This window comes from Nocardia sp. CS682 (genome assembly GCF_004634405.1).
Lineage (GTDB): Bacteria > Actinomycetota > Actinomycetes > Mycobacteriales > Mycobacteriaceae > Nocardia > Nocardia ninae.
This window is the reverse complement of record NZ_CP029710.1, coordinates 2618139-2630643: the sequence shown is the minus strand read 5'-3', so window position 1 is coordinate 2630643 and position 12505 is coordinate 2618139. Positions and strand designations below refer to the sequence as shown.

Annotated in this window: 12 protein-coding genes; 7 read left to right on the top strand and 5 right to left on the bottom strand. The window is 67.8% G+C overall.

All coding sequences use genetic code 11. The annotated features are described in order from the left end of the window. The first annotated feature begins 91 nt into the window (after positions 1 to 91). Entirely contained in the window at positions 92 to 661 is a 570-nt protein-coding gene (locus tag DMB37_RS11800) for a TetR/AcrR family transcriptional regulator (protein ID WP_135232732.1), read from the top strand. A 6-nt stretch (positions 662 to 667) separates the two neighbouring features. Here the strand turns inward: DMB37_RS11800 and DMB37_RS11795 are convergent, their stop codons facing one another. From DMB37_RS11795 to DMB37_RS11785, 3 genes are all read right to left on the bottom strand, one after another. Continuing rightward, the gene (locus DMB37_RS11795; protein WP_135232731.1) at positions 668 to 1261 is read right to left on the bottom strand and encodes a PadR family transcriptional regulator; all 594 of its coding nucleotides are present in this window, start codon (positions 1259 to 1261) and stop codon (positions 668 to 670) included. A 17-nt stretch (positions 1262 to 1278) separates the two neighbouring features. Continuing rightward, complete coding sequence (locus tag DMB37_RS41340; protein ID WP_240772349.1) at positions 1279 to 3096, bottom strand: PDR/VanB family oxidoreductase; 1818 nt, start codon at positions 3094 to 3096, stop codon at positions 1279 to 1281. A 102-nt stretch (positions 3097 to 3198) separates the two neighbouring features. Continuing rightward, entirely contained in the window at positions 3199 to 3711 is a 513-nt protein-coding gene (locus DMB37_RS11785; protein WP_135232730.1) for a DUF664 domain-containing protein, read from the bottom strand. A gap of 716 nt (positions 3712 to 4427) precedes the next feature. Between DMB37_RS11785 and DMB37_RS11780 the strand changes: the two genes are divergently transcribed. Further along, positions 4428 to 5588, top strand: coding sequence for a lipase family protein (locus DMB37_RS11780; protein WP_240772516.1), 1161 nt, complete (start codon positions 4428 to 4430; stop codon positions 5586 to 5588). Between the two features lie 168 nt (positions 5589 to 5756). Then, positions 5757 to 6755, top strand: a complete 999-nt coding sequence (locus DMB37_RS11775) for a diiron oxygenase (protein WP_135232728.1) — start codon at positions 5757 to 5759, stop codon at positions 6753 to 6755. An 18-nt stretch (positions 6756 to 6773) separates the two neighbouring features. Here DMB37_RS11775 and DMB37_RS11770 read toward each other — a convergent pair whose 3' ends face one another. Then, positions 6774 to 8078 (bottom strand): cyclopropane-fatty-acyl-phospholipid synthase family protein, encoded by a 1305-nt coding sequence (locus DMB37_RS11770; RefSeq protein WP_135232727.1) that lies wholly within the window; start codon positions 8076 to 8078, stop codon positions 6774 to 6776. Positions 8079 to 8259: 181 nt separating this feature from the next. On the opposite strand from DMB37_RS11770, the gene DMB37_RS11765 reads away from it, so the two are divergent. The 4 genes from DMB37_RS11765 to DMB37_RS11750 all read left to right on the top strand — a co-directional run bounded on the left by DMB37_RS11765 (position 8260) and on the right by DMB37_RS11750 (position 11493). Further along, the gene (locus DMB37_RS11765) at positions 8260 to 8487 is read left to right on the top strand and encodes a hypothetical protein (protein ID WP_135232726.1); all 228 of its coding nucleotides are present in this window, start codon (positions 8260 to 8262) and stop codon (positions 8485 to 8487) included. A 100-nt stretch (positions 8488 to 8587) separates the two neighbouring features. Beyond that, positions 8588 to 9610 (top strand): helix-turn-helix transcriptional regulator, encoded by a 1023-nt coding sequence (locus tag DMB37_RS11760; protein WP_135232725.1) that lies wholly within the window; start codon positions 8588 to 8590, stop codon positions 9608 to 9610. Between the two features lie 57 nt (positions 9611 to 9667). Further along, complete coding sequence (locus DMB37_RS11755) at positions 9668 to 10681, top strand: DMT family transporter (RefSeq protein ID WP_135232724.1); 1014 nt, start codon at positions 9668 to 9670, stop codon at positions 10679 to 10681. Between the two features lie 170 nt (positions 10682 to 10851). Further along, entirely contained in the window at positions 10852 to 11493 is a 642-nt protein-coding gene (locus tag DMB37_RS11750) for a vancomycin high temperature exclusion protein (protein ID WP_240772348.1), read from the top strand. Positions 11494 to 11573: 80 nt separating this feature from the next. Here the strand turns inward: DMB37_RS11750 and DMB37_RS41335 are convergent, their stop codons facing one another. Next, entirely contained in the window at positions 11574 to 12299 is a 726-nt protein-coding gene (locus tag DMB37_RS41335) for an LppP/LprE family lipoprotein (RefSeq protein ID WP_240772347.1), read from the bottom strand. Positions 12300 to 12505: the final 206 nt, after the last annotated feature.

The window sequence follows — 12505 nt, the reverse complement described above, 5'->3', positions numbered from 1 at the left end:
TACTCGCTAGCTGATTCAACAAGTAGATACGGTAAAGTACCTAGAGATATTAGGCAAATGTTTTAGGCTCTCGGTCGATGAGGAGAACGGTATGGCACGCGCACGGATGACCGACGAGAGCCTGGTCCAGGCGGCGGCGGAACTGGCCGACGAGATCGGCTTCGACAAGGTGACCGTCCCGGCGCTGGCCCGCAAACTCGGCGTGAAGGACGCGAGCCTGTACTCCCGCCTGGAGAACGCGCGTGACCTGCGGGTGAAGGTTGCGGTGCTCGCCCTGGCCGAACTCGCCGACCAGGTCGCGGACGCGCTGGCCGGCCGCGCCGGGAAGGACGCGCTGGTCGCGTTCGCCAACGCTTACCGGGACTACGCGAAGCAGCATCCGGGCCGGTACGCCGCGGCGCAGCTCGATCTCGACCCGGCAACGGCCGCCGCCAGCGCGGCCATGCGGCACGCGGAGATGACCCGCGCGATCCTGCGCGGCTACGACTTGGCCGAGCCCGACCAAACCGACGCGATCCGCCTACTGCACGGCACCTTCTTCGGCTACGTCAGCCTGGAAACCACCGGCCGCTACGACAGCCACCCGCGCAGTGTCGAAGACTCCTGGTCGCGGACCTTGGACGCTCTCGACGCGGTGCTGCGGAACTGGCCACCGGCCTGAGCGCGATCACCGGGCGTGCAGTTGCTGCCAGAACTGGCCGAGGGCCGCGGGATCGGCCCGGATGAGGTCGCGGAAGCGCTCGATGAAACGTAGTTCGGCTTCGAGCAATTCGATCCGGTAGTGGTATTCGATCTGGAACAGCGGTTCGACGTCGTCGGCGGCGTGCACGAACGCATGCTGCTGGTCGATCTGCTCCGCTAGCGCGCGTTGTCGCCGGTCGAGTAGGTCGGCCACGTCCGTCGGCGGCAGCACCACGATCAACGACAGAGCCGCCTCGAACTGCCGGTACTCCTTGGCGGGCACCGAAACCAGCTCCCGCATCCGCTCGTACAGGCGGGACTTTCCGGATTCGGTGGGCCGGTACACCGTGCGTTCCGGACGCTGACCCTCGCGTTCGGTGTGCTGCGGCGCGATGTATCCGGCCCTGGTGAGCTGCTCGACGACCATGTAGAGCGAGGCGTGTTTGTAGTCGATGCTGCGACCGGCGTTGCGCTCCTTGAGTAACTTGCCCAGTTCGTACGGGTGCATGGGTCGTTCGATGAGGTACGCGAGCACGGCGAGGGCCAGCGGATTGTGCAGCGGGTCGCGCCTGGCGGCCACCGGCCCTCCTTCGACTCCTACACGTCGAGCACGATGCGCTCGCCGCGTGCGCGAGATACGCAGGGGTAGATGATATCGACGCGATCGCGCTCGTCGGCGCGCAGGACATCGTCACGATGGTCGGGCGTCCCGGCCAGCACCCGGGTGGCGCAACTGCCGCACACGCCGTCCTCGCAGGACAGGTCGACCGTGGGATCGATGTCCTGGATGGCCGAGAGCAGGGTCCGATTCGCGGGCACCGGAACCACCACGCCGGACCGTCGCAGTTCCGCCTCGAACGGTGCATTCGTCCGCTCGGCGGCGCGATTGCTGGCGGCGAACCGTTCGGTGTGCAGGGTTGCGTGCGTACCCATCGCCGATTCCACTGCGCTGATGAGTCTTTCGGGCCCGCAGCAGTAGACCGCGACACCCTCGGTTGTGTTCCGGAGCAGCTCACCGAGGTCCGGTCGCGGATGGGTGTCGGCGGGCAGCAACGTCACGCGGTCCGGGTATTGCCGGGTCAGTGCGGTGGCGAAAGCCATTGTCGGCAGCGATCGCCCGCGATAGATCAACCGCCAGTCGGCACCCGATCGGTGCAGCCGGTCGATCATCGGCAGGAAAGGCGTGATGCCGATGCCACCCGCGATGAACAGGTAGGTGTCGGCGGCGACGAGCGGAAAGTTGTTGCGCGGTCCGCGAATACCGATTCTCGTGCCCACCCGTAAGGCGTGTATCTCGGCAGAGCCGCCACGTCCGTTGGGCTCACGCAGGACGGCTACCCGGTAGGTGCCGGTCTCGGCCGGGTCACCGTACAACGAGTACTGGCGCACCAGGCCGGACGGCAGCACCAGGTCGATGTGTGCGCCCGGTGCCCAATCCGGCAGTGTTGCAGCGCCATCGGGGGCAAGGGTGAGGGCAACCGTCCCGTCGGCGATCGGCCGCGTGTCGACGATGGTCGCTCGGATCTGTGGCTGTCCGCCGCGCCCCCCGGTCAGCACCCGACGACCGCGCCTGGTCTTGCCGCCGGGCTTGTACAGCGAAAGCAGCACTGCCGCAACGAGGCTGAGCATCGAGCCGCCGAAACCCCAGAACGCCACCTCGGCGGCCGCGCTGAGCTCCGCGGTCGTTGCGCCTACGGCAGCGAGATGCTCGGTTTCGGCGGCAGCCTGCTCCAGTGCGTCGTGCAGAAATCCGAACGCCACGAACAGAATTCCCACCGCGATGGTGAGCTTGGTGGCCACCCAGTAGTAGCGGAACAGGCCCCAACTCGTGGTGAGGCCGAGGGCCAGGCCGGTGAGGAAGGTGGCGAAGTTCGCCCACGGCAGCAGTGTCAGGTCGAAGATCGCCATCAGCTCATAGGTCACCCGGCTGGTGCCGATATCGCCGGTCGTCATCGCGACCACCGACATCGCCGCGACGGTGAGGGCGATACCGACCCAGCAGGCCGAGGCAACTACATGCGCGGCAACCAGTGCTTTGCGCGGCCTGGGCGTCAACTGGCCGGCCAGCAGCGCCAAAATCGGCACCACCAGCCACGTCGAGAACATCGCGGTCAGGTCGCCGACGACGAACGCCTGCAACACGGTCGCGGTGACCAGCAGCCAGCCGAGGCCGAGCACCACCGCGCGGGGCGTGGCCGGCCGCACGGTGAGGAGCGCGGCGAGCCCGCCGCTGAGCACGGCGAGCAAGCACCACATCGGAACTCGGGCCGCGGGCATGCTCGGCGGGAAGACCGACGGCAGCATGGCGGCGGCGACCGCGAGCAGCGCGAAGCCGGCCAGCATGATTCGGGCGCTGCGCGGCGGAAGGTGGGGTGTCCGTGCGTGATTCGGCAAGGGACGGGTCTGAACTGACATAAGACGTCTCCGCATGACTCATATAGTCGATATCGACTATATGAGTATGTAGACGCGGACCCCGTCGGCCATCAGGGATCACCCTGAATTCGGGCAACCGGTTCACCTGCGGCGCAACAGCACTCCCCGGATGAAGGCCGCTTGGCCCGCGTGCTGGATGTCGTCGTCGATGACACTGATCAGCCGGACACCGAGTGTCACGGGCGGATCCCACTGGGTGTCGACCACGCGGGGGAGGTCGGCGTCGGTGAGCTTCGAGACGTATTCGATGGTCTGGGCGTGCACCGCGTCGTAGTAGCCGAGGAGCAGATCCGCCGACGCGGCGGCGAGCTGGGCCACCTGGTCCGGGTTGTCGCCGTAGCCGGTTGCCGTGTCGTCGAACGGCAAGCCGAAGCGCTCGGCCCAGCCCGCCGCCGTCCACACCTGCTCGATCTCCGCGACGTCGGCGATGTGGTCGTCTTGTACCCGGGTGAGATGCCAGATCAGCCAGGCGATGGAGTTGGCGCCCGGATCGAGCCGGGTGGCCAGCTCGTCCCGGGTCAGGCCGGACACCGCCGCGTGCACGTGCTCCTGGACTCGGCCGAAGGCGTCGATCAACAAGTCAGCGCTGGTCATGATCGGGTCCAATCGTGGGGAGTGGTTCATTATTCCCGCCCGGGTACCCCGAAATCGTGTGGTGGCACAGCGATCGAAGAGGCGGGCTGGGGCTCCGCGTTCGCGCACGCCACCGACGCGCCATGAATTCCGGCGGAGCGCCGCGTTAGGGGCACATGAATTCTTCGCATCGGCGTGCGCACGGACAGACCGATTCGGTCTCCGTCATTACGCCGGTCGAGCAGCAGTGGCCGGGGTAGACAAATCGGTAGTGTGCGGTGTTCGGGTAATAGCCGGTAAACACGGGAAAACCTCTCAAGGAAAACTGAACGCGCTTTTAAGTCGCACTGAAAGGCTGTGTAGTTCCATTTGCGCCGGCGCGCCTGTGAGCCACTATGCTGACCAAATCGCCTGGCCAGCAAGCGCATTGCCGCTGGCGGCGACCCCGCCGGGCACCGTCGCCAGTGCGGGCGAGGCACTTGAGCACAACTGTAATCGGATGTAAGAGCGGCCATGTAATCTGCGACACTTCCACCCAGGATCGGCCGCGACAAGAAGCGAGCCGATGACTATTGTCGTTTCGCGCCCGTGAAATGCAGTTCGCCGGACACCTGAAAATTATCGCGATGCAGTGGAGGTACAACCCAGTGGGTAGACGACTTTTTCGGCAGGCAACCGGTGGCCCGAAACTGAGACCGATTCTCGCGGCCCTCGGTGCGCTGACGATCAGCGCGGTCATGGCCTCCGCGGGCACCGGCACCGCCAACGCCCAGCCGATCTATCCGAATCCGGACCCGGATCCGTTCTACGCCGCCCCGGCCGACATCGCGGCCAAGGCCCCCGGCGACGTGCTGGACGCCCGTCCGATGCCGCCGCTGTTCTTTTTCCCCGGCGCCTCGGTCACCCTGATCAAGTTCCGCTCGACCAACTCCCTCGGCAAGCCGATCGCGGCGACCACCACGGTGGTGACCCCGATCGGGCACCGGCCGGACGCGCCGCTGCTGTCGTTCCAGCACATCATCAACGGGCTCGGCACCCAGTGCGCGATCTCGCACTCGCTCTACGCCAACGATCCGAACTTCATCGTCCCGTTCGCGCCGATGCTGAACGTCGCGCTGCTGCGCGGCTGGTCCGTCGCGCTGCCCGACCATCTGGGCCCGAACAGTGCTTACGGCGCAGCGAAATTGGGCGGCCAGATCACCCTCGACGGCATCCGCGCCGCGCAGCGGCTGCCGCAGCTCACCCTCGGCAAGAGCCCGGTGGCGCTGTCGGGCTACTCCGGCGGCGGCATGGCGACCGCCTGGGCCGCCGCGCTGGCGCCGAAGTACGCGCCCGAGCTGAACATCGTCGGCGCCGCCGAGGGCGGTGTCCCGATGAACCTGACGACGATGGGCTGGGCCATCGGGCACAACCAGCACCCGGCGTTCGGGCTCGGCATGGCCGCGGTGCTCGGTATGGAGCGTGAATACCCGGACCGGATCCCGATCAGCAGCGCGTTGAACGAGAAGGGGCTCGCGGCGGCCAAGTCGATCGCCAACAGCTGCACCAACGATCTGCTGGCCCGCGGTGTCGGCCACAGCCTGCCGGAGTACGCGAAAGACCTTGTCCTCGCGCACGACCCGAAGGCCTGGGCGGTGGCGGACGAGAACAGCGTGGAGCTCTACGACGGCGTGCCCGAGACGCCGATCTTCGAGTGGCACTCCCCGCAGGACAATGTCATCCCGCTGGATGCCATCGCCAACACGATGCACCGGTATTGCCGGGCCGGCGTGCGGGTGGAGTCGGAGATCTTCCCCAGCCCCGACCATCTGACCGCCGCCGTGCTCGGCTTCCCGTCGATGCTCAACTGGCTCGACGGCCGCTTCGACGGCAGGCCCGCGCCGAGTAACTGCGCATAACAACCGACCCATGACCGACGGGGCATGGTGACGGGACGCCCACGGGCTACCGCCACCATGCCCCGTTGATCGTTCCGCCCCGCCCAGCTCCGGTCTAGAAATGTATGAGACAGACTGTTACGGTTAATCTGTGTCACATTAACCTCGACTGGATATGAGGTAGACGTCATGGCTACAAAGTCGGCAACGGCGCCGTCTCGGACCGCGGCGCACAGCGCGTACGCGGGGATCCTGACGACGCTCTCCGAAGGTTCGGTGAACAAGCACTTCGATCCGTACACCGAGATCGATTGGGATGCCCCCGAGTGGGCGGTCACACCGAACGACCCGCGCTGGATCTTGCCGCCGGACAGCGACCCGCTCGGCGCGCACCCGTGGTATCTCGCGCTGCCCGAGCAGCGCAAGATCGAGATCGGCATGTGGCGGCAGGCCAACATCGCGAAGGTCGGCCTGCAGTTCGAGGAGGTGCTGATCGGCGGAGTGATGAACTATCTGTTCGCCGTGGTGCCCAACGGATCGGCCGAATTCCGGTACCTCAACCACGAGGTCGCCGAGGAGATCAACCACACCCTGATGTTCCAGGAGATGGTGAACCGGATCGGCGCGGACGTGCCGGGCATGGGCCGGATCATGAAGGTGCTCGGCCCGCTGGTGCCGTTGCTCGGCCGATTCTTCCCGACCACCTTCTTCGTCGCCGTGCTCGCGGGCGAGGAGCCCATCGACCACGTGCAGAAGCAGGTGCTGCGCACGGGCCGCGACGTGCACCCGATCATGCGTGACGTGATGCGGATCCACATCGCCGAGGAGGCCCGGCACATCGCCTTCGCGCACGAATACCTGCGCCATCGGGTCCCGAAGCTGGGGTGGGTGCAGCGCGGCACATTGTCGCTGGCCTACCCGATCATCATGTTCATCGCCTGCGACCTGATCGTGAAGCCGCCGCGCTCGCTGTTCCGCGAGTTCGACATCCCGCTGAGCATTCGCCGAGAGTTGTTCTGGCGCAGCCCCGAAGCCCGCGCGCGCCGACGCGACTTCTTCGGCGAGGCCAGGATGCTCGCGGCGGACATCGGCTTGATGAACCCGGCAGCGAAGCTGACCTGGCGGCTGCTGCGGATCAACGGCGGACAGTCCAGGTACCGCGGCGAACCGGTGCGCAGCCGCTCCTGACCGCGCGGGACTCGGCGCTCACCCCCAGGCGCGCCGAGTCCCCGGCATCCCGGTGCGCCCCTGCGCATCCGGCACCACACCGAGCACCTGGTGCAGCCCCAGCCCGCCGTCCTCGAAGCCCAACGCCGAGGCGGCCATGTAGAGCCGCCAGATCCGGGCGCGGCCGGCACTGGTGAGCGAAACCGCTTGATCCCAAGCACTTTCCAGGTTGGCGACCCAGGCGCGCAACGTCAGTGCGTAGTGCTCGCGCAGTGCTTCGACATCGCGTACTTCGAAGCCGGCGCGTTGCATCGCCAACGCGACTGCACCGACATCGACCAGCTCACCGTCCGGGAAGACGTAGCGGCCGACGAACGAGTTTCTGCCCATGACCGATCCGCCCGCAGACGAAATCGCGTGATTGAGTAGTCGGCCTTCGGGGCGAAGCAACGCGCGCAGGGTCTCGAAGTACTCCGCGGCGCGTTTCGTGCCGACGTGCTCGAACATGCCGATCGAGGAGATGGCGTCGAACTCCTCGCCACGCAGATCGCGATAGTCGGCCAGCCGGATCTCGACGGCCGCGGCCAACCCCGCCTCGGCCACCCGCGCACGCGCCAGCTCCACCTGGGCACTGCTGATCGTCACGCCGACCACCCGCACGCCATAGGTAGCCGCCGCGTGGATCGCCATCGAGCCCCAACCACACCCCACATCGAGCAACCGCATCCCGGGCCGTAAACCGAGCTTGCGGCAGATCAGATCGTGCTTGGCGCGCTGGGCGTCCGCCAACGACACTCGCCCGTTCGCACCGCCGCTACCGTCGTCGTCCGGCGCGACGAACCGTGCGCACGAATACGTCATGCTCGGCCCGAGCACCAGCCGATAGAAGTCGTTGCCGACGTCGTAGTGATGGCTGATCGCCGCCGCGTCACGGCGTTTCGTGTGCAGCGGCCCGCGCAGCGGACGCACCTCCTCGGGCGGTGGCTTCGGCCGCCGCCCGAGCGCACCGAGCTGCCGAGCCGCGCCGATGGCCTGCCAGGCCGCACCGACACCCAGCGCGGCGTCGCTCGGCGCGGTCGAGGCCAGCGATCGCAGAATCGCGAAGATGTCGCCGTCGAGGTCAACCAGGCCGGACACGTAGGCCCGGCCGATCCCGAGTTCGCCCGGCGCCCAGACCATATGGCGCAACGCGTCTTTCGACCGGATGCGAATGGTTCCCGCGCAGGCACCCTCGGGTTCGACAGTGCTGCCGTCCCAGAATTCGAAACGCACCGACGAATGGGGCCCCAGCGCGGCCCGCGCCAGGGGTTCGAGCACGGCCGCAACCGTCGTCTTGTCGCCCATATGACCACTATGGCCCGCGCCGCCCGCCGAGGGCGGCAACGACTGGCCGCGCGGCGCGGGTTCGCTGCCACGAGTTCGCGAAGCCCGCAGGTTGCTTGGTGTTTCGGCCTGGGCCGAAACAGGGTGACCGCGCCACCTGCTCGTTCCTAGGCTGCTGAACAGCGACAACGAGGAGTTCGACATGGTGAAAGACGTAGCGGTGCAGGGTGAGGGTGGTGTCGCGCTGGCGGTGGCACGGATGACCGACAGCGTGCAGGCCGAGTGGCAGCGCGGACGGCAGCGGTGGCAGTCGAGGTGGTCGCGCCGGGACGAGCCGGTAGCGAAGGAGTCGCTGCTGCCGCCGAACGCCGCGGAGCTTTTGGTGCGGATGGATCCGCTCGTCGCGGTACGGTGGCGGGGTTCCTGGTGATCGGAGGTGCCGTGGTGCGGTATCGGGTGGACATGGTGCGCAGCGGGGGATCGGGCGCGGCCTGCGACGGCGCGGCCGCGCGGCGGCAAGGTGGCCGGGAATGAAACGGATCATCTGCACGCCTGACGATTTGATGCGGGTGCGCATCGGCGCTCCGCTCGGCGCCATCGCGGAGACAATGCTGGCCAGCCGGGTGGTGCAGCGCCGCAACGTCGCCGGTTTCGCGGGCTGGCGCAGCCAGATCCGCGGCGCGGTCCCGGCCAATTTCGGGGTGCTCACCGACATCCTGCCCGCCGACGATTCGTTCCTCGATCTGATCACGCCCACCCGCGGGGCTCGCACGATGTCCGCGGGTATCGAGGCACTGCACCTGGCCTCGCGCGACGAACTCCGGATGGAAGTGGAGAGCGTGCTCCGCCGCCGGGCGGGGAAGGGGCAACGGCCGCTGCCCTCGTGGACGGCGGAGCTGGCCGACCGAGATGGCACCGCGCGCCGCAATGTCGCCGACGCCGTCGAGGCCTTCCACTCGGTCGCGTTCGCCGGCCGCTGGGCGCATATCCAGTCGTATCTGGAGGTGGCCGCCGAACGGATGGCGCGCACCCTCGCGACCGAGGGCGTCGAGCGGTTGTTCGCCGGACTGCACCCCTACGTGAGCTGGCGCGCGCCCGTGCTCGAAGTGCACAGGACGACTCCCTGCCACGACGAGCACCTCGACGGCCGCGGGCTGATCATCATCCCCTCCATGTTCGCCTGGCCGGAACCGCTCACGCTGTACTCGTTGGTGGACAAGGACGCACCGATGACGGTGATCGTCCCGGTGCTGCGCGACATCGGCGACTTCGCGGCCGTCTGGGGTCCGCGCGCGCCCAACGAGGCGCTGACCGCCCTGCTCGGCCGGACCAGGGCCGCCGCCCTGCAGGTGATCGCGGAGGGGTGCAGCACCACCGAACTCGCACGCCGACTGGGTGTTTCACCCGCGACGGCCAGCGAGCACGCGTCGATTCTGCGCGAAGCCGGGCTCATCGAGAGCTGGCGGCATCGCAATGCGATGCGCCACGAGGTGACCACCCTCGGCGCCGCCCTGCTCGACGGCGATCTCACCACCAGCAGTCGCATCGCGTAATGGGCGACGTCCGAAAACCGCGTGAGTTCGCGCGACCGGTGATCTAGCGTTCGGTAAATGGAGCTAGTCGTTCGATCCAGCGATCGGAAAGCCGTACTCGCGGCCGCGGTCACCGTCGTGCTGTGGGCCTCGGCCTTCGTGTTCATTCGAGCTGCGGGAGAGGACTTTTCGCCGGGCGCGCTGGCTTTGGGCCGGTTGGCGACCGGGGCTATCGCGCTGGTGCTGATCCTGGTCGCCACGGGGGAGGGGATGCCTGCGCGGGCTGCCTGGCGCGGCATTCTGGTGTCCGGGGTGCTCTGGTTCGGGGTGTACATGGTGGCGCTGAACTGGGGTGAGCAGTACGTCGATGCGGGTACTGCCGCGATGGTGATCAATATCGGGCCGGTCATGATCGCGGTGCTGAGTGGACTGGTGCTGCGGGAGGGGTTTCCGGCGCGGCTGATGGCCGGGATCGCGGTGGCTTTCGCGGGTGCGGTCGTGGTCGGGCTGTCGAATTCGGGTGGTGGTAGTGCCGCGGCGCTCGGCGTGGTGCTGTGTATCACCGCCGCGGCGGCGTGGGCGGTAGCGGTGGTCGCGCAGAAACCCGCGCTCGCCCATGCGTCGGCGTTGCAGGTGACCACGGGTGGGTGTGTCATCGGTACGGTCGCCTGCTTGCCGTTCTCGGGTCAGTTGGTCAGCGAGGTTGCCGCTGCGCCGCTGTCCGCGACGTTGAGTGTGGTGTATCTGGGTGTGTTCCCGACCGCTTTGGCGTTCACCACGTGGGCTTACGCGCTGTCGCGCACCACGGCGGGGAAGATGGGCGTGACCACTTATGCGGTGCCTGCCCTGGTGGTGCTGATGGCGTGGATCGCGCTGGACGAGGTCCCCGGGCCGCTGGCGGTGGTCGGCGGGTTGCTGTGTCTGTCGGGTGTGGCGATCACGCGGTCCCGCGCGGACAAGCCGGTCGCCTCGATCGTAGAGGGCGAGTCCGGTGTGCCGGTCGGGCCAGGTATGCCGGTCGAGCAGACGGAGCCGGACGAGCCGGGTGACGCGGAAGGCGTTGCAGCACAACAGGTAGCGAACCCGAAGTAGTAGCCCGTCACTGCCTCGCGCGCAAGCCGCGATGCGCTGAGCTCACGGTGGCGTGGCGGCCGTCGGCGGTGACCGGCAGCGGCGCCTCACCTACGATTGTCGCGGCCGGCAACCCAGCGCCGCAGGCGTTGCCGGCCCGTGCACTGTCGGACCGACTGGAAGAGGTTGCCGTGGTAGACGACAGGACGCCACGGTCCGAGGGCAGTCGAAAGCGGCGATGGGTGCGCAGGCTGCTCCGTGCGACCGTCGCCGTGGCAGCGGGGCTGGTGCTGATCGTGGTCGGCGCGAATGTCCGGCTGTGGCTGGTCTCCGCCGGCCACCGGTTCGCCCCTGAGGCGGCGCCGACGGCTCCGGTGGTGATCGTGCCGGGTGCGAAGGTCAGCCCGGACGGTGCGCCGATGGCGTACCTGCGCGGGCGACTCGATGTCGCGATCGAACTGCTGCAAGCGGGCAAGGTCCGCGAGATCCTGGTGTCCGGCGATGCCGCCGGGACCTCGGGCGACGAAATCGCCTCGATGACAAAGTATCTCGCCGACCACGGAGTCGATCCGGCGCGCGTGCGCTCCGATGGCGATGGCTTGTCGACCCGCGCCACCTGTGCGCGCGCCAAGGAGCTGTTCGGCATCGATCGCGCGATCATCGTCACCCAGTACCGGCACGTGCCGCGGGCCGTCGCGCTGTGCCGCGCCGAAGGTATCGACGCCGACGGCGTCACCGCCTACTGCGACTGTCGGCGGATAACGCTGGTACGCAACAACATCCGCGAATGGCTCGCCGCTCCCAAAGCGGTCGCCGCCTTGATCGGACGCTGACCGGACCCGCTGGCAACCACCGAACGGAAAAGCCTCTGCACCTTCGATCCTGAAGGTGCAGAGGCTTTCGCGCTACGGCCCTACTTGTCCGGGTCCGGCGGGAACTGTCCCTGCGCCGTCACGGTGGTGCCGTTCAGGGTGTATGTCACGACGGTGGGTCCGCCGGACGGGCAGCACAGCGCGTCTTCGGGCTTCACCCAGCGGTACTGCACGGAGACCGTGTTCTTGGTCTTGCCGAGCACCGTGGTGTAGCCGTAGTACTTGGACGTGGCGGTGCCCAGGTACGTGCCGTTGGTGAAGAACAAGACGTGGTAGCCGGGATGGCTGCCGTTCCAGTTCACCAGCATCCAGGACAGGACGCCGGCACAGCCCGCCGCGATCGGGTCGTTGCTGGCCTCCAGGATGACCCAGGGGTATCCGCCCGCGTTCGGCGCCAACCGGCCCACCGCGTCGCGGGCGAGCTGGGAATTCGAGTCGAAGCACAGCCCGTGTCCGCTGCCGTTGGGTGGCTGGTTGGCCGGGGGCGGCGGCGGGCCAGGCGCGGGTTCTTGTCGATCGACCGGCACGGTGGCCGGCGGCGCCTTGGTGGTCTCCGGATTCGGTTGCGCCTGCGGTGGATTGGCGGGTTTATCGGTGTCGCCCGGCTGCTCGGGGGCCGGTGCGTTGCTCGGCCCGGCGGGCGCCGACGGAACCGCCGACGGGATCGGCGTCCTGGTCGCCTGCGGTGCCGAGCTCGAGTCGCACCCGCTCGCGCCGAGTACGACACTCGCGGCCAGTGCGGCAAAAGCCCATGACTTGACGTTCATTGAACCCCCGGAATCGGTGTGGTCGGGTATGGAGTTGTTGCGTCGTCTCCGCAGTCGCTCCGGTTGCCCGAAGCACGAACGCGGTCCTCCCTCCGCGCGCCTGCGACGACTAACTGAACATCGGGCTACTCCTTAGGCTTGTTACCGAGTTTCCGGCGAGCTCGGCCACGAGAAAGTTGGTGCCCCCACTGTCGGGGGCACCGGCG